The organism is Desertihabitans brevis (genome assembly GCF_003327535.1).
Lineage (GTDB): Bacteria > Actinomycetota > Actinomycetes > Propionibacteriales > Propionibacteriaceae > Desertihabitans > Desertihabitans brevis.
On sequence record NZ_QOUI01000005.1, the window covers coordinates 56,737 to 73,250 of the forward strand.

General features: G+C 75.2%; 17 protein-coding genes. 15 read left to right on the forward strand and 2 right to left on the reverse strand.

Translation table 11 applies throughout. The features are described from left to right. From DT076_RS09155 to DT076_RS09210, 13 genes are all read left to right on the forward strand, one after another. Entirely contained in the window at positions 1–828 is an 828-nt protein-coding gene (locus DT076_RS09155; protein WP_147264111.1) for a DUF4129 domain-containing protein, read from the forward strand. Then, positions 825–1,310 (forward strand): hypothetical protein, encoded by a 486-nt coding sequence (locus DT076_RS09160; RefSeq protein WP_114126380.1) that lies wholly within the window; start codon positions 825–827, stop codon positions 1,308–1,310. Before DT076_RS09155 ends, DT076_RS09160 begins: the two co-directional genes overlap by 4 nt. Next, positions 1,307–2,302, forward strand: coding sequence for an AAA family ATPase (locus tag DT076_RS09165; protein WP_233493822.1), 996 nt, complete (start codon positions 1,307–1,309; stop codon positions 2,300–2,302). Before DT076_RS09160 ends, DT076_RS09165 begins: the two co-directional genes overlap by 4 nt. A 2-nt stretch (positions 2,303–2,304) precedes the next feature. Beyond that, positions 2,305–3,621, forward strand: a complete 1,317-nt coding sequence (locus DT076_RS09170; protein ID WP_114126381.1) for a DUF58 domain-containing protein — start codon at positions 2,305–2,307, stop codon at positions 3,619–3,621. Beyond that, complete coding sequence (locus DT076_RS09175) at positions 3,621–4,184, forward strand: hypothetical protein (protein ID WP_114126382.1); 564 nt, start codon at positions 3,621–3,623, stop codon at positions 4,182–4,184. Before DT076_RS09170 ends, DT076_RS09175 begins: the two co-directional genes overlap by 1 nt. 275 nt (positions 4,185–4,459) lie before the next feature. Next, complete coding sequence (locus DT076_RS09180; RefSeq protein WP_114126383.1) at positions 4,460–4,849, forward strand: DUF4118 domain-containing protein; 390 nt, start codon at positions 4,460–4,462, stop codon at positions 4,847–4,849. Positions 4,850–5,053: 204 nt separating this feature from the next. Further along, a complete protein-coding gene (locus DT076_RS19370) occupies positions 5,054–5,200 on the forward strand; it encodes a hypothetical protein (protein WP_158548094.1) in 147 nt (48 codons plus the stop codon). Then, positions 5,197–5,286 (forward strand): K(+)-transporting ATPase subunit F, encoded by a 90-nt coding sequence (gene kdpF, locus DT076_RS19375; protein ID WP_158548095.1) that lies wholly within the window; start codon positions 5,197–5,199, stop codon positions 5,284–5,286. The genes DT076_RS19370 and kdpF overlap by 4 nt, the downstream gene beginning before the upstream one ends. Further along, positions 5,286–6,953, forward strand: a complete 1,668-nt coding sequence (gene kdpA, locus DT076_RS09190; RefSeq protein ID WP_114126385.1) for a potassium-transporting ATPase subunit KdpA — start codon at positions 5,286–5,288, stop codon at positions 6,951–6,953. The genes kdpF and kdpA overlap by 1 nt, the downstream gene beginning before the upstream one ends. Then, positions 6,950–9,064 carry a potassium-transporting ATPase subunit KdpB gene (gene kdpB, locus DT076_RS09195; RefSeq protein WP_114126386.1) on the forward strand — a complete coding sequence of 705 codons (2,115 nt, stop codon included), beginning with the start codon at positions 6,950–6,952 and terminating at the stop codon, positions 9,062–9,064. The genes kdpA and kdpB overlap by 4 nt, the downstream gene beginning before the upstream one ends. Next, on the forward strand, positions 9,061–9,657 hold the full coding sequence (kdpC, locus tag DT076_RS09200) for a potassium-transporting ATPase subunit KdpC (protein WP_114126387.1): 597 nt from the start codon (positions 9,061–9,063) through the stop codon (positions 9,655–9,657). The genes kdpB and kdpC overlap by 4 nt, the downstream gene beginning before the upstream one ends. Positions 9,658–9,664: 7 nt before the next feature. Further along, positions 9,665–12,175 carry a sensor histidine kinase gene (locus tag DT076_RS09205; protein ID WP_114126388.1) on the forward strand — a complete coding sequence of 837 codons (2,511 nt, stop codon included), beginning with the start codon at positions 9,665–9,667 and terminating at the stop codon, positions 12,173–12,175. After that, positions 12,172–12,846: a response regulator gene (locus tag DT076_RS09210; protein ID WP_114126389.1), complete on the forward strand. Its 675-nt coding sequence runs from the start codon at positions 12,172–12,174 to the stop codon at positions 12,844–12,846. Before DT076_RS09205 ends, DT076_RS09210 begins: the two co-directional genes overlap by 4 nt. Positions 12,847–12,961: 115 nt before the next feature. Here the strand turns inward: DT076_RS09210 and DT076_RS09215 are convergent, their stop codons facing one another. Then, on the reverse strand, positions 12,962–13,171 hold the full coding sequence (locus DT076_RS09215) for a hypothetical protein (protein ID WP_114126390.1): 210 nt from the start codon (positions 13,169–13,171) through the stop codon (positions 12,962–12,964). 82 nt (positions 13,172–13,253) lie between these two features. Between DT076_RS09215 and DT076_RS09220 the strand changes: the two genes are divergently transcribed. Beyond that, positions 13,254–14,168, forward strand: a complete 915-nt coding sequence (locus DT076_RS09220; RefSeq protein WP_114126391.1) for a LysR family transcriptional regulator — start codon at positions 13,254–13,256, stop codon at positions 14,166–14,168. Between the two features lie 16 nt (positions 14,169–14,184). Here DT076_RS09220 and DT076_RS09225 read toward each other — a convergent pair whose 3' ends face one another. Next, positions 14,185–15,078: a glycosyltransferase gene (locus tag DT076_RS09225; protein ID WP_114126392.1), complete on the reverse strand. Its 894-nt coding sequence runs from the start codon at positions 15,076–15,078 to the stop codon at positions 14,185–14,187. Between the two features lie 163 nt (positions 15,079–15,241). On the opposite strand from DT076_RS09225, the gene DT076_RS09230 reads away from it, so the two are divergent. Further along, positions 15,242–16,501, forward strand: coding sequence for an MFS transporter (locus DT076_RS09230; RefSeq protein ID WP_114126393.1), 1,260 nt, complete (start codon positions 15,242–15,244; stop codon positions 16,499–16,501). Positions 16,502–16,514 lie beyond the last annotated feature (13 nt).

Below are 16,514 nucleotides of genomic sequence, written 5' to 3' on the forward strand. Positions count from 1 at the left end.
GTGTCCACCGGGGTGTGGTTGGATCGGGCGATGGCGGCCGGGCAGCACACCCGTGGCCGGTCCGACGGCGGGCCGGTCCTGCTGGCCCTGGCCCTGGGTTGCGCCGGTCTGCTGCTCCTGCTGCTGGCCCTGGCCGCACGGACGGCGCCGTCCTCCCCGCTCACCGAGGTGCCCTCGTTCGGCTACCCGAGCGCGCCCGCCGCACCCCCGGGTGAGGGCTACGGAGCACCCCGGCAGGAGCCGTCCGTGCTGCCCGAGCCCGCTCCGCCGCCGGCCTGGGCGGCACCGCTGGCCGAGGCGCTGGTGCTGCTGGTCGTGGTGGTCGCCGTGCTGGTCGCGGCCGCGGTCGTCGTCCTCGTCGTCCGCGGGGTGCGTGCCCGGCAACGACCGGTCGGCATCGAGGACGACGTGGCGACGGTGGTCGACGTCGCGGAGGTCCGCGAGCACCTGGCCCGCAGCCAGACCGAGATCGATGTCGATGGTGACGTCAACCGGGCCGTGGTGCGCTGCTGGCAGGGTCTGGAACGCCTCGCCGCCGCGGTCGGGGCTCCTCGGGCGGCGCACCAGACCGCCCGGGAGTACACCGTCGCGGTGCTGGCCGCGGCCGCGCTGCCCGAGGGTCCGGTGCACCGGCTCGCCGACGTCTACGAGGACGCCCTGTTCTCCGGCACGCGGCTGCCGGAGTCGGCTCGCCGGACCGCGCTCGCCGCGCTCACCACCCTGCGCGAGGCGACCGAGCAGCAGGACGCCGGGCCGGCGCCGTCCGCGTGGACGGCGCCGGCGGACCTCCCGGCCGGTGGCCCTGGAGACCGGGGAGCGGGCCGGTGAGCCGCCGCCGACGTCCGCGGCCACCCCGGTCCCGCACCCGGCGGCTGCTCACCACCGTCGCCGTCGCCGCCGGCGCCACCCTGCTCACCGGGCTCGTCGCCACCCTCGTCGGGTTCGGGCTGCACCTGCCGTTCTGGGTGCTGCTGGCGGTCGCGGTCGCCGCCGGCACCTTCCTGGTCCGCCACGTCGTCGAGCCGGCCGACCCGCCCGTCGCGGTCCTCCCCGAACCCGGCGGGGCACAGCCGGCCCGCCAGGCCGACCCGCGGGTGCGGGTGCTGGAGTCGCAGCTGTGGGGTGCCGAGCGAGGGATGAACCTGCGCCCGCTGCACACCACCCTCACCGACCTGGTGGAGGCCCGCCGGCGCCGAGCGGGTGCGGGCCCGCTGCCGCCGACCCTGGCCGAGTACCTGTCCGCCGACCCGCCGCCGACGCCGACCCGGCGCCAGCTGCGCACCATCCTCGAGGAGATCCGGTCCCTGTGAGCCACCCCACCACCAGCCCTCCCAGCGCCGAGACGCTGGCCCGCGCCACCGAGCACTGCCAGCGGGTGCTGGCCGAGGTCGAGCGCGCCGTGGTCGGCAAGCGGGAGGCGCTCGAGCTGGTGCTGACCGGGGTGGTCGCCGGCGGACACGTGCTCATCGAGGACTTCCCCGGGCTGGGCAAGACGCTGGCCGCCCGCAGCTTCGCCCAGGCCCTCGGGCTCGATTTCCGCCGCGCCCAGTTCACCCCCGACCTGCTGCCCGCCGACCTCACCGGCAGCTACGTCTTCGACCAGCGCCGCGCCGAGTTCGACTTCCGTCCCGGGCCGCTGTTCGCCGGGCTGCTGCTGGCCGACGAGATCAACCGGACGCCGCCGAAGACCCAGTCGGCGCTGCTGGAGGCGATGCAGGAGAAGCAGGTCACCGTGGAGGGCGTCACCCACCGGCTGCCCCGGCCGTTCCACGTGCTCGCCACCGCCAACCCGGTCGAGACCGAGGGCACCTACCCGCTGCCGGAGGCCCAGCTCGACCGCTTCCTGCTGCGGCTGCAGTTCGGCTACCCGTCGGAGGCGGAGGAGTGGGAGGTGCTGGCCCGCCGGATCGGCCGGCGCACCGAGGAGCAGAGCGTGGAGGCCGTCCTCACCCCCGAGGAGCTGCTGGAGGTGCAGCGGGCCTGCGAGGACGTCTACTTCCACCCCGAGGTCGGCCGCTACGCCGTCGCCGTCACCGCGGCCACCCGCGAGGAGTCGGCGCTGCTGGTCGGAGCCTCCCCGCGCGGCTCGCTGGCCCTGCTCACCTGTGCCCGGGCGCACGCGCTGATCGCCGGCCGGCACTACGTGCGCCCGGAGGACGTCAAGGCACTGGCGGTGCCGACCCTGGCCCACCGGGTCACCGTCCGGCCCGAGCTGTGGATGAGCAACGTCACCGGTGAGCAGGTGGTCCGCTCGGTGCTGGACCGGGTGCCGGTGCCCGCCGAGTACCGGCCGGAGGACTAGCCGTGCGGCTGCGGCCGTCCCCGGCCCTGGTCCGGGCCGTGGTGCTGCTCGTGCTGTGCGGGACGCTGGCCGTGCTCACCTCCCAGGTGGCGCTGCTGGTGCTCGCTGCCCCGTTCACCGTCTGGGCCGCGCTGGGTGTGCTCCGCCGGCCGGGGACGTCCGAGGCGCCGGACGGCGGGCTGAGTGCGCACCGCGTCCAGCTGGGCGACGTGGTGGAGTACCGGTTGCGTTCCGAGCCGGGCACCCTGGTCGGGCTCACGGTGCCGCCGCCGGCCCGCTGCGACCTCGACCCGCCGTCCGGCGCGGCGACCGGGCTGGGGGAGACGGCCGTCCGGCTGCGCCCCCAGCGCTGGGGCCGGCACCGGGTCGAGCCCACCGAGGCCGTGGTCGCCGACGACTGGGGGCTCTGGCTGGGGACCCTCCGGCCCCGCCCGGACGCCGTCTCGGTGGCGCCGGGCCGCGAGCCGCCCGGGCGCGGGGACGTCATCCCGCACCCGATCGGGCTGGTGGGTCTGCACCCGAGCCGGACCCGGGGCGAGGGCGTCACGCTGGCCGAGGTGCGCCGCTTCCAGACCGGCGACCGGCTGCGGCGGATCAACTGGCGGGTCACCTCCCGCACCGGGCAGCTGCACACCAACGCCACCCTGGCCGAGCGCGACACCGAGGTGCTGGTGGTCACCGACACCGTGGCCGACCTGGTCGGCGACTCCGGGACGTCCAGCCTCGACACCACCGTGCTGGCCGCGGCCTCGGTCGCCGAGCACTACCTGCGGCTCGGCGACCGCGTCGGGCTGCACGACCTCGGCCACGTCATCGGCTCGGTGCCGCCGGCGGCCGGCGCCCGGCAGCGGACCGTCCTGGTGGAGCAGCTGGCGCGGGCCTCGGTCGAGCGGGCGGCGCGCCCGATGGTGCGCCGGATCCGTCGGGTGCGGCCCGGCTCGCTGGTAGTCGTCTGCTCCCCGCTGCTCGACCGCGACGTGCTGGCCGAGGTGCTGCGGCTGGTGCACCGCGGCGCGGCGGTGCTGGCCGTCGACACCCTGCCGCCCGAGCTGGGCCGGCTGGACGGCGCGCACCGGGCGCGTTCGGTGGGGGCGGTGCTGGACGCCGCGGTGGAGCGGCTGCGTCCGCAGCGGTACTGGACCGAGGCGTGGGCGCTGCGCCGGCTGGAGCGCGACGTCGACCTCGACCGGCTGGCCGAGCTCGGCGTCCCGGTGGTCACCTGGCGCGGTATCGAGAGCCTCGGCACGGTGGTCGCCGCGCTGGCCGCCAACCGCGGGGCGCCACGGATGGCCCGCGGCGCCGGGGCGGGGGCGGGCTGATGCTCTCGCTCCTCGACGCCCTGGTGGAGTGGCTGGACGCGGCCCGGCGGTGCGCCCGGCACGTGTGGCTGCTGCGGCTGGTGATGCTGGTCTCGGCGGTGCTGGCCTGCGCCGTGCTGTGGTCGCGCACCCCGAACGCCGTCCTCGGCGTGCTGCTGGCCGGGGCCGGTCTGGTCGGCCTGGTCTGGGCGCGGGGGCAGCTGCCGCTGCTGTTCGCGGCGGGGGTGGTGCTGTGGGCGGCCGTCACCGCGGCGACCACGCCGGAGGGTCTGGACGTCCTGGTGCTGGTGCCGGTCGCCCTCGGGCTGGTCGGCTGGCACGCGGCCGCCGGCGCGCTCACCCTGGCGCAGCCGTGGACTCGGGTGGCGCCCGCGGTCTGGCGGCGGCTCGGCGTCCCCGCCGGGCTGGCCGTGGTGGCCGTGCTCGCCGGTGCCCTGCTCGCGTGGGCGGCGGGGTTCGTCGTGCTGCCGGCCGCGCTGACGCTGGTCGCGGTGGTCGTCGTGCTGCTGGTCGCCCTCGCCGGTCTGGTGCTCTGGCCCACCGCCGCGTCCCGCGACCGCTGACCGGCGCCTGGCCCAGTTCGCGGTCCGGCACCGATGTCGGTGCCGGACCGCGAACTGAAGCGTTCCCGGGTGGGTGACGGGTGTCAGTGTCAGACCGGGGTGAGGTCACGCGAACCGGTGAGGTGGCGCACCGCGAGCGGGCCGTGCAGGCGCCGAGGCTGGAGGGACTGGACCGCGGCGGCGGGAGTCCGGGTGTCCGGATCTGGTCAGGACCGGACCGCGAGCCCCGCCGGACGTGCCTACCGTGAGCTGATCGAACCCCACGAGGAGCCCTGATGATCCCGACCACCGCCGACCCCGTCCCGCCGTCGCCGTTGCCCGGCGCCGCGGACTGGAGGGCGGTGCTGTCCTGGACGGCCGCGCTGGCCCTGCCCGCGGCGGCGGGGTTGGCCGCGTTCCTGGTCGGGCGGCCCGCATCGGCTCCGCTCGCGGCGATCCTGCTCGTGCTGGCGGTGGCGGTGGTGGCCTGGGTTGGCGGACGCTGGCCCGGTCACCTGAGCGCGGTGGTCGCCGGCGTGGCCTACGACCTCGGCTGGACCGAGCCCTACGACCGCTTCGTCATCGCCGCCCCCGAGGACGTGCTGGCGACGTTCCTGCTGGTCGGCGTCGGCATCGGCGTCACCTGGCTGATCTCCACCGTCCGCCTCCCCGACATCCCCCGCTGACCCGGTCCTCCCAGAGCTGTCGGAGCGCGGTCGCCTACCTGGTCCCGCGCGTCGACAGGCTCAGCGCGCTGGGTCGCGCGATCGCGGGAGGTGCGGTGGGCGGCGGTCGGCTCCGGTGTCCGGGGTGCGTCACGAGGAGGGCGGGGACCGTCAGGGGAGCGTCTGGACGCGCCCGGACGGGCCGGCGGCGGAGTGGAGTGGCGGATGCGGTCCCAGGCGGGGGCCGTCGCGTCCGAGGACGCGCTCGTCGCGAGGAGATGCGGACACGTGCCGGACCTGTTGCTGGTGCTCCTGACCCTGGTGGGCTTCGGCCTGCTGCTCGGTCTGCTGGCGGGGGTGCAGAAGCTGTGAGCCCCGTCGACATGGTCGCCCTGGGAGTGGCGGTGGCCCTCGCGGGCTACCTGCTCGCCGCCCTGCTCTTCCCGGAGCGGTTCTGATGACCGGCACCGTGCTGATGGCGCTGGCCCAGCTCGGGCTGCTGGTGCTCGCCCTGGTGCTCGTGCACCGTCCGCTCGGCGACCACATCGCCCGGTCGCTGACCAGCGAGCGGCACCTGGCCGGAGAGCGCGTCCTCTACCGCCTCGGCGGCATCGACCCCGCCGCCGACCAGCGCTGGACGGTCTACGCCCGCTCGGTGCTGGCCTTCTCGCTGGTGTCGGTGCTGGTGCTCTACGTCCTGCAGCGCGTCCAGGGCTGGCTGCCGCTGGCCCTCGGGCTGGAGGGTGTCGACCCGGCCACCGCCTGGAACACGGCGGTCTCCTTCGTCACCAACACCAACTGGCAGTCCTACCCGGGCGAGTCGACGATGGGCCACCTGGTGCAGGCCGCCGGGCTGGCCGTGCAGAACTTCCTCTCCGCCGCGGTGGGCCTGTCGGTCGCGGTGGCGCTGGTGCGGGGGTTCCTGCGCTCCCGCACCGACCGGATCGGCAACTTCTGGGTCGACCTGGTCCGCGGCGTGGTCCGCCTGCTGCTGCCGATGGCCTTCCTCGCCGCGCTGGTCCTGCTCGTCGGCGGCGTGGTGCAGAACCTCAGCGGTCCCGAGCAGCTGACCACCCTGGACGGCAGCACCCAGACCCTGGTCGGCGGGCCGATCGCCTCCCAGGAGGCGATCAAGGAGCTCGGCACCAACGGCGGCGGGTTCTTCAACGCCAACTCCGCCCACCCGTTCGAGGGCCCGAGTGCCTGGGCCAGCCTGTTCCAGGTCTTCCTGCTGCTGGTCATCCCGTTCTCCCTGCCCCGCACCCTCGGCACGCTGGTCGGCGACCTGCGCCAGGGACGGGCCGTGCTGGCGGTGATGGGCGGGCTGTGGCTGACCTCGGTGGCGCTGGTCACCTGGGCCGAGCTGGCCGCCCGCGGCAGCGTGCCGCAGGCGGCCGGCGCGGCGATGGAGGGCAAGGAGGTCCGCTTCGGCGAGGCGCTCTCCGCACTGTTCGCCGCCTCCACCACCGGGACGTCCACCGGTGCGGTCAACGCCTTCCACGACTCCTTCACCGCCCCCGGCGGCGGGGTGCTTCTGCTCAACATGCTGCTCGGCGAGGTCGCTCCCGGCGGCGTCGGCTCGGGCCTGTACGGGATGCTCGTGCTCGCCGTGCTCGCGGTCTTCCTCGCCGGGCTGATGGTCGGGCGCACCCCGGAGTACCTCGGCAAGAAGATCGGCCGGCGCGAGATCACCCTGGTCGCGCTGTACGTCCTCACCATGCCGACGCTCGTCCTCGTCGGCGCCGCGCTCACCGCGGCCGTGCCCGGGCTGGCCGAGACCTCGGTGCAGGACCCCGGACCGCACGGGCTGAGCGAGATGCTCTACGCCTACGCCTCCGGCGCCAACAACAACGGCTCGGCCTTCGCCGGCTTCGGCGCCGCCACCGACTACCAGAACGTCGCCATCGGGCTGGCCATGCTGCTCGGCCGCTTCGTCCCGGTCGTGCTGGTGCTGGCCCTGGCCGGCAGCCTGGCCCGCCAGGCCCCCGTGCCCGCCGGCACCGGCACCCTGCCCACCCACACCGCCACCTTCGTCGGCCTGCTGGCCTTCGTCGTGGTGGTCGTGGCCGGGCTCACCTTCTTCCCCGCTCTCGCACTCGCACCTGTCGCGGAGGCCCTGCTGTGACGACACCTGCCCTCTCCACCCCGCCCACGCGCCGGACGCCGCCGCCCGACCCCGCGACGCCGGCGACCCGTCCGCCGGCCGGGCTCTTCAGCCCGCGCCAGCTGCTCGAGGCCCTGGCGCCCGCGCTGCGCAAGCTCGACCCCCGCCACCAGGTGCGCACCCCGGTGATGTTCGTGGTGTGGGTCGGTTCGGTGGTCACCACGGTGTTCGCGGTGGCCGAGCCGAGCCTGTTCACCCTCGCCATCGCCGGCTGGCTGTGGGCCACCGTGCTCTTCGCCAACCTGGCCGAGGCGGTGGCCGAGGGCCGCGGCCGGGCCCAGGCGGAGACGCTGAAGCGCACCCGCACCGAGACGACCGCCCGGCGGCTGGCCGACGACGGCTCCGAGCAGGTCGTGCCCGGCACCGAGCTGTCCGTCGGCGACCGGGTGGTCGTCGAGGCCGGCGAGGTGATCCCCGGCGACGGCGACGTCGTCGAGGGCGTCGCCAGCGTGGACGAGTCGGCCATCACCGGCGAGTCCGCCCCGGTGATCCGCGAGTCCGGTGGCGACCGCTCCTCGGTGACCGGCGGCACCAAGGTGCTCTCGGACCGGATCGTGGTCCGGATCACCGCCCGACCCGGAGAGACCTTCCTCGACCGGATGATCGGACTGGTCGAGGGCTCGGCCCGGCAGAAGACGCCGAACGAGATCGCGCTCAACCTGCTGCTCGCCTCACTCACCCTGGTGTTCCTGCTCGCGGTGGTGACGGTGCAGCCGTTCGCCACCTTCTCCGGCGGGGCCCAGCCGCTGCCGGTGCTGGTCGCGCTGCTGGTCTGCCTGATCCCCACCACCATCGGCGCCCTGCTCTCGGCCATCGGCATCGCCGGCATGGACCGGCTGGTGCAGCGCAACGTGCTGGCGATGTCGGGACGGGCCGTCGAGGCCTCCGGTGACGTCGACGTGCTGCTGCTGGACAAGACCGGCACCATCACCCTCGGCAACCGCGAGGCTGCCGACCTGGTCCCGGTCGCCGACGTCGAGGTCGCGACCCTGGCCGACGCCGCCCAGCTCTCCAGCCTGGCCGACGAGACCCCGGAGGGACGTTCGGTGGTCGTGCTGGCCAAGGAGCGCCACGGCCTGCGGGCCCGGGAGGAGGGCACCCTGCCCGGCGCGCACTTCGTCCCCTTCACCGCCCAGACCCGGATGTCGGGGGTCGACCTCACCGGTCCGGGCGGCGGGCGGCAGATCCGCAAGGGCGCGGCCGCCGCGGTGCTGCGCTGGGTCCGCGAGCACGGTGGGCGTCCGAGCGAGGAGATCGGCGCCACGGTGGACGCGATCAGCTCCTCCGGCGGCACCCCGCTGGTGGTGGCCGAGCGGGTCGGTGACCAGCCGGCCCGGGCGCTGGGCGTCATCCACCTCAAGGACGTCGTCAAGGACGGGATGGCCGAGCGGTTCGCCGAGCTGCGCCGGATGGGGATCCGGACCGTGATGATCACCGGTGACAACCCGCGCACCGCCGCGGCGATCGCCGCGGAGGCCGGGGTGGACGACCACCTGGCCGAGGCGACCCCGGAGGACAAGCTCGCGCTGATCCGGCGCGAGCAGGCCGCCGGGCGTCTGGTGGCGATGACCGGCGACGGCACCAACGACGCCCCCGCGCTGGCCCAGGCCGACGTCGGGGTGGCGATGAACACCGGGACGTCGGCGGCCAAGGAGGCCGGCAACATGGTCGACCTCGACTCCAACCCGACCAAGCTGATCGAGATCGTCGCGATCGGCAAGCAGCTGCTGATCACCCGCGGGGCGCTGACCACGTTCTCGATCGCCAACGACGTGGCCAAGTACTTCGCCATCGTGCCGGCCATGTTCGCCGGGGTGTTCCCGCAGCTGGACAAGATCAATCTCATGCGGCTGAGCAGCCCGGAGTCGGCGATCCTCTCCGCGGTCGTCTTCAACGCGTTGATCATCGTCGCGCTGGTCCCGCTGGCCCTGCGCGGGGTGCGCTACCGCCCCGCCAGCGCCCAGCACCTGCTGCGCCGCAACCTGCTGGTCTACGGCGTCGGCGGTCTGGTGCTGCCCTTCGTCGGGATCAAGCTCATCGACCTGCTCGTCTCGCTGCTCCCGGGAGTCTGACCGTGCTCACCCTGCTCCGCACCTCCGCCGCCGCCGTGCGGCTGCTGCTCGCCCTCACCCTGCTGCTCGGGGTGCTCTACCCGGCGGCCGTGCTGCTCGCCGGCCGGCTGCTCCCCGATCGCGCCGACGGCTCCCTCGTCACCGTGGACGGCGCCGTGGTCGGCTCGGCGCTGATCGGCCAGCCCTTCGACGGCGAGGAGTGGTTCCACCCGCGGCCGTCGGCGGCCGGGGACGGCTACGACCCGCTCGCCTCGGGGGCGTCCAACCTCGGCCCGGAGAACGCGGGCCTGCTGGCCGAGGTGGAGCGGCGCCGTGCCGAGGTGGCCGCCACCAACGGGGTCGACCCCGCCGCGGTGCCCGCCGACGCGCTGACCGCCTCCGGCTCCGGGCTCGACCCGCACATCAGCCCGGAGTACGCCGCCCTGCAGGTGCCGCGGGTGGCGGACGCCCGCGGGCTCGACCCGGCCCAGGTGGAGGCGCTGGTCGCCGGGGCCACCACCGGCCCGGCGCTCGGCTTCATCGGCGAGCCGGCGGTGGACGTCCTGGCGCTCAACCTCGCGGTCGAGGACCTCGACCGCTCCCTCGGGGGATGATGAGCCGGTGCGTCGTGGAACCCTGCGCGTCTACCTGGGCGCGGCCCCGGGCGTCGGCAAGACCTTCGCCATGCTCGGCGAGGGCCACCGGCGTCGGGAGCGCGGCACCGACGTGGTCGTCGGGTTCGTCGAGACCCACGGCCGCGAGCACACCGCCGCCCTGACCGAAGGGCTGGAGGTGGTGCCGCGGCGCCGGCTGACCCACCGCGGGGCCACCTTCGAGGAGATGGACCTCGACGCCGTGCTGGCCCGCCGCCCGGCGGTCGCCCTGGTGGACGAGCTGGCCCACACCAACGTCCCGGGCTCGCGCCACACCAAGCGGTGGGAGGACGTCGAGGAGCTGCTGGCGGCCGGGATCGACGTCATCACCACCGTCAACGTGCAGCACCTGGAGTCGCTCAACGACGTCGTGGCCGAGATCACCGGCGTCCGGCAGGGCGAGACGGTGCCCGACCAGGTGGTCCGGCGGGCCGACCAGGTCGAGCTGGTCGACATGGCCCCGCAGGCGCTGCGGCGCCGGCTGGCCCACGGCAACGTCTACGCCGCGGAGAAGATCGACGCCGCGCTGGACAACTACTTCCGCCTCGGCAACCTCACCGCGCTGCGCGAGCTCGCGCTGCTGTGGGTGGCCGACCGGGTCGACGACGCGCTCGAGGCCTACCGCTGCGAGCACGACATCTCCACCCCGTGGAAGACCCGCGAGCGGGTGGTCGTGGCGCTGACCGGCGGCGCGGAGGGAGAGGCGCTGATCCGCCGCGGCGCCCGCATCACCGACCGGGCCACCGGGGCGGAGCTGGTCGCCCTGCACGTGTCGGTCAGCGACGGGCTCAGCGACGCCGCCCCGGACGTGCTGACCCGCCAGCGCGCACTGGTGGAGTCCCTCGGCGGCACCTGGCACACCGTGGTCGCCGACGACGTCGCGGCCACCGTGCTGTCCTTCGCCCGCCAGGTCAACGCCACCCAGATCGTGCTCGGTGCCAGCCGCCGGGGCCGGCTCTCCTCGGCCCTGTTCCCGGGGGTGGGCCCGGCGGTGGTGCGCGACTCCGGCGAGATCGACGTCCACATCGTCACCCACGAGCACGCCGGACGCGGCCGACGCCGCCGTCCCCGGCCCGGGCTGGGGCTGCCCCGGCGGGTGCTCGGCTGGGCGCTCGCGGTCGCCGGCCAGCCGCTGCTCGCGCTGCTGCTGCACGAGCTCACCGATCTCTCCGACCTGCCCGCCGCGCTGATGCTCTTCCTCGCGCTCACCGTCGCGGTGGCGCTGGTGGGCGGGATGCTGCCGGCGGTCGTCTCGGCCCTGATCGGCGGGTCGCTGGCGAACTACGCCTTCACCCCGCCGCTGTACACGCTGGTCGTCGACCGCCCCACCGACGCGGTGGCGATCGGCGTCCTGCTGGCGGTGGCGGTGTCGGTGTCGGTGGTGGTCGACCAGGCGGCCCGGCGGACGGCGCAGGCGGCGCAGGCCCGCAACGAGGCCGACACCCTCGCCACCCTGGCGGGGTCGGTGCTCACCGGCAGCGAGGCCGTCCCGGCACTGCTGGACCAGCTGTGCGAGATGTACGGCCTCGACAGTGCCGCCCTGCTCGCCCGCGAGGACGCCGGCTGGAACGGTTATGCGGTGAGCGGCCGGCGTCCGCCGTCGTCACCGGAGGAGGCCGACAGCACCGTCCCGATCCAGCCCGACCTGGTGCTCGCCCTGCGCGGGCGGGTGCTGCCGGCCCGCGACCTGCGGGTGGTGACGGCGGTGGCCACCCAGACCGGGGCGCTGATCGAGCGCGACCTGCTGCGCGCCGAGGCCGAGGCCAACCGGCACGAGCGGGAGCGGACGGCCCTGCGGACCACCCTGCTGGCGGCGGTCTCCCACGACCTGCGCACCCCGCTGGCCGGGATCAAGGCCAGCGTCAGCGGACTCCGGGTGGACGGCGTCGAGCTGTCGGAGCAGGACCGGGCCGAGCTGCTGGCCGGGATCGAGGAGTCGGCCGACCAGCTCAACGCGCTGGTCGACAACCTGCTCGACATGGGCCGGCTGGACTCCGGGGCGGTCACCGCGCGGCGCGATCGGGTGGCCCTGGACGAGGTGGTGCCGCGTGCGGTGGCCGGCATCCCCGCCGACCGGGTGCGCATCGACGTCCCCGAGACGCTCCCGCTGCTGGTGGCCGACGCCGGTCTGCTGGAGCGGGCGGTGGCGAACGTGGTGGAGAACGCCGTCCGGCACTCCCCGCCCGACCGGCCGGTGGTGGTGACCGCCGGTGCGGTGTGCGGGTCGGTGGTGCTGCGGGTGGTGGACCGCGGTCCGGGGGTGCCGCCGGAGGACCGCGAGCAGATGTTCACCGCGTTCCAGCGGCTGGGGGACCGTCCGCTCGGTCACGGGGTCGGGCTCGGGCTGGCGGTGGCGCGCGGCTTCACCCGGGCCAACGGCGGCACCCTCGACGCCGAGGACACCCCCGGCGGCGGGCTGACCATGGTGTTCACGTTCCCGGTCCCTCCCGGGGACGCGGCAGGATCGGAGGCGCGATGACCCGGGTGCTGGTGGTGGAGGACGAGCCGGCGCTGGCCCGCGCGCTGGCGATCACGTTGCGGGCGCGGCGCTACGAGGTGGACGTGGCCCACACCGGCGCGGTCGGGCTGGATGCCGTCGCCAACCGGCACCCCGACGTGGTGGTGCTCGACCTCGGCCTGCCCGACCTTGACGGGCTGGAGGTGCTGCGGGCACTGCGCGGGTGGACGCAGGTGCCGGTGGTGGTGCTGTCGGCCCGTCAGACCAGCGACGACAAGGTGGAGGCGCTGGACGCCGGCGCCGACGACTACGTCAGCAAGCCGTTCGGGATGGACGAGTTCCTGGCCCGGCTGCGGGCGGCCGGACGCCGCGGGCCGAGCGAGCCGCCCGCGCCGGTGGTGGAGACGGACGCCTTCACCGTCGACCTGGCCCGGCGGCGGGTGCTGCGCGACGGAGAGGAGGTGCGGCTGACGCCGACGGAGTGGCACCTGCTGGAGATCCTGGCCCGCCACCCCGGTGACCTGGTCGGACGCCGCGAGCTGCTGCAGGAGCTGCGCGGGCCCTACCTCGATCGCGAGACCCACTACCTGCGGGTCTACATGGCCCAGCTGCGACGCAAGCTCGAGCCCGACCCGGCCTCCCCGCGGCACCTGCTCACCGAGCCCGGCGTCGGCTACCGCCTGGTCCCCTGACCCCGGCCCGTCGGCCCGGCCCCGCACCCACTTCACACACCTTCGACGGCCCGCACACCCGCTGCAGCGGGTGTGCGGGCCGCCGCAGGTGTGTGAAGGTGCGGGATTCGGCTGGTCAGAGGGCGCGGGGACGGGAGGGGCGCAGCCGCAGCAGGGCCATCCGGATCCGGCGCAGCGTGCGGACGACCGCGGGCACGACGTCCTGCGGACGCTCGGGGAAGACCTGCTGGCGCGCGATGAAGAGCTCGTGGGCCAGACGCTCGGCGTCCCGGTCGGCGATGCCGGGTCCCAGTGAGCCGTAACGGGCGTTCGGTGTCTCGTTCATGACACCAAGCCTGGCGCGCCCGACCCGGTAGCGCCAGCGAATAGTTCTTCACCACCGTTCAGCCCTGCTGTAGCGTCATGCCATGCTCGACCTCCAGCGTCTGCGCGCCTTCCGGGCCGTCATCGCCACCGGCTCGGTGGCGGCTGCGGCCACCCGTCTCGGCTACACCTCCTCGGCGATCAGCCAGCAGATCACCGCCCTGCAGCGCGAGACCGGCCTGACCCTGTTCGAGAAGAACGGGCGCGGGCTGGTGCCCACCCCGGCCGGTGAGCTGCTGGCCAGCGAGAGCGACGCGATGATGAGCCACCTCGCCCACCTCGACGGGGTGGTCGACGACCTCCGGGCCGGCCGGACGGCGGCGCTGAAGATCCGCTGCTTCCCCTCGATGGGGGAGGCGCTGCTGCCGACGGTGGTCGCCCGGCTCCGCGAGGAGCTGCCCGACGTGTCGGTGCGGGTCGACCTGTCGGACAACCTCACCGCCGAGGACGCCGGCGGCTCCGACCTCTGCCTGCACACCGAGGCCCTGGAGGACCACCAGCCGGTGCCGAAGGGGCGCCGTCGGATGGTCCTGGCCGAGGAGGACTACTACGCCGTGGTCTGCCCCGACCACCCGCTGGCCGGGCGGGACGAGGTGTCGCTGGCCGACGTGGTCGAGCACCCGTGGGTGCAGGAGGACCTCGGCGAGACCGCCTGCGCACAGATCATGCGCGACGCCTGGCGCGCGGTCGGGCGGACCCCGCGCACCGTGGTGCGGACGTCCTCCCACAGCAGCGCGATCGCCTTCGCCGCGGTCGGGCTCGGGGTGTTCATCGGGCCCTACCTCACCGTCAAGGGACTCGGCCCGGACGTGCGGGTGCTCAAGGTGGCCGGGCCCACCCCGCGCCGCCGTGATGTCGTCTCGGTCCGCCAGGACGCCGAGCGCAACCCCGCGGCGCGACGGCTGCTGGAGGTGCTGCTCGAGGTGATCGAGGCCGACCCGGGGATGGTCCGGCCCTGACCACCGGGCTCTCCGTTCAGGCCGCGGCGCGGTACCGGCTGGGCTCGCCGTTGGCGGTGTACAGGGTGCGCCCGATCCGACCGGGCCAGTACACCCCACGGAAGACGATCTGGGGGACCTTGAGGTGCCAGTGGCTGACCCGGTGGTGCTCGTAGGTGCGTTCGAACCGGCGGGTGTACTCCAGGTAGCTGCGCCGCCCCGAGTCCAGCCGCCGGGCCGAGACGCCGGCCCGCATCGCCGGGGCGTAGGCCACCCGCAAACCGGCCTGGTAGAGGTGCACGGCGAGGTCGATGTCCTCGTGCATGAGGTCGTCGGGGTCGAGGCAGACGTGGGGCTCGATGGTCGCCCAGGCGGTGGCCCGCAGCGCCATGTTGCTGCCGTAGAGGAAGGGGTACTGCGGCCCGAGCCCGTGCAGCGTCCGGCGCACCAGGTCGTCGGAGAAGCGGTGCACGCCGAGCAGCGAGACGTCGTAGTAGCGCACCGGTCCGGTGACGGCCGCGACGCCCGGGTCGGTCATCGCCTCGGCCACCCGCTGCACCCAGTCCGGGGTCAGCACGGTGTCGGCGTCGATGCGTCCCAGCACCTCACCGGTGGCGGCGGCGAAGCCGGCGTTGCGGGTGGGGATGAGGCCCTGGGTGGCGTCCTGGCGGACCAGCCGGATCCCGGCGCCGGGGTAGGCGGCGGCGAGCCGGGTGACGACCTCCGCGGTGGCGTCGGTGGAACGGTTGTCGACGACGACGACCTCGTGGGCCGGCACCGTCTGCCGCACCGCGGCGAGGACGCAGCGGGCGATCACGGCCTCCTCGTCGTAGGCCGGGATGATGACCGACACCGACGGCAGCGACCCAGCCGTCCTCCTGGCGGGGCGTCGCCGTCTGATGCGCGGGATCGAGTCGAGTGGGCTCGTCATGCTCGCGTTCTCTCGGTGGGGTACCGAGAGTGAGGCTAGCCACCCCGCGTCTCCCGCGCACGCGACCCGGCCGGGTCACGGTCTGCTCGGGTAGGGTCCGACCGCCGACCCAGCCGCCGGTGGCGCCTCCTGGGTGCCGCCGGCCCGAGAGGAGGACCCGCCCATGACGCGGCCCGGACCCGTGCCCGCGGCGGTCGAGGCCGCCGGCCCGGCGGTCGGCGCCGCTCCCGGCCGGGTGGTCTCGCTGGCGGCGGTGCTGCTGGTCGCGGCCGGTCTCCGTTCGGCGATCACGGCGGTCGGTCCGGTGCTGGACCAGATCGGGGCGGACTACCGGCTGGACGAGCTCGCGCTGGGTCTGCTCGGGGCGCTGCCGCTGGTCGGCTTCGCCGTTGTCTCGCCACTCGTCCACCGGGTGTCGGGCCGTGCCGGGGCGGAGCGCACCGTGCTGTGGGCGGCGGTCGCCCTGGTGCTGGCGACCGTGCTGCGCTCGGCCCCCGGGGTGTGGTGGCTGTGGATCGGCACCGCCGGCATCGGCGCCGCCGTCGCCGTCGGCAACGTGCTGCTGCCCGCGATCGTCAAGCGCGACCGGGCGCACCGGATCTCGCTGGCCACCGGCGGCTACACGGCGGTGATGACCGGCTGTGCCGCCGTCGCCTCGGGGCTCAGCGCACCGCTGGCCGCCGCGACCGGCAGCTGGCGGTGGGCGGTGGGCTGCTGGGCGGTGGTCACCGCGCTCGCCGCCCTCGTCTGGTGGGCGCAGACCCGCCGCCGTCCCGCGGACGCCCCGCCGACCGTGCCGGACGTCCTCCCGACGACGCCGCCGGCCGCGCTCTGGCGGCACGCCGGCGCCTGGCACGTCACCGCCTTCATGGGGTTGCAGTCGTGCTGCTACTTCCTGCTGGTGACCTGGCTGCCGAGCATCGAGGCGGCCCGCGGGCTGCCGGCGCAGACCACCGGGCAGTACCTGCTGGTGGCCCAGGTGCTCAGCATCCTCGCCGGGCTGGCGGTGACCGTGGTGATGGGCCGGCGCCGCGACCAGCGCTGGGTGGCGGTGGGCTGCACGCTGCCGGCGGTGGTGGCCGCGGTCGGCCTCCTCGTGCTGCCGTCGGCGGTGCTCGTCTGGGCCGTGGCGCTGGGCGTGTCCACCGGGACGAGCCTGGTGGTCGCGCTGGCGCTGATGGGGCTGCGCAGCCGGACGTCCACCCAGACGGCGCGGCTGTCGGGGCTGGCGCAGTCGGGCGGGTACGCGCTGGCGGCGCTGTCGGTCGTGGTCGCGGGCGCGGTCGGACACCTGGCGGGCCCGACGGCCGTCCCGTTCGTCATCCTCGCGGTGGCGCTCGCCCAGCTGGGAGTCGCCCCGCTGGCCGGACGGCCCCGCTACATCGGCGGGGACGCCGAGCCGGGCCGCGACCGGCAGCCCTAGCCTGGCCACCATG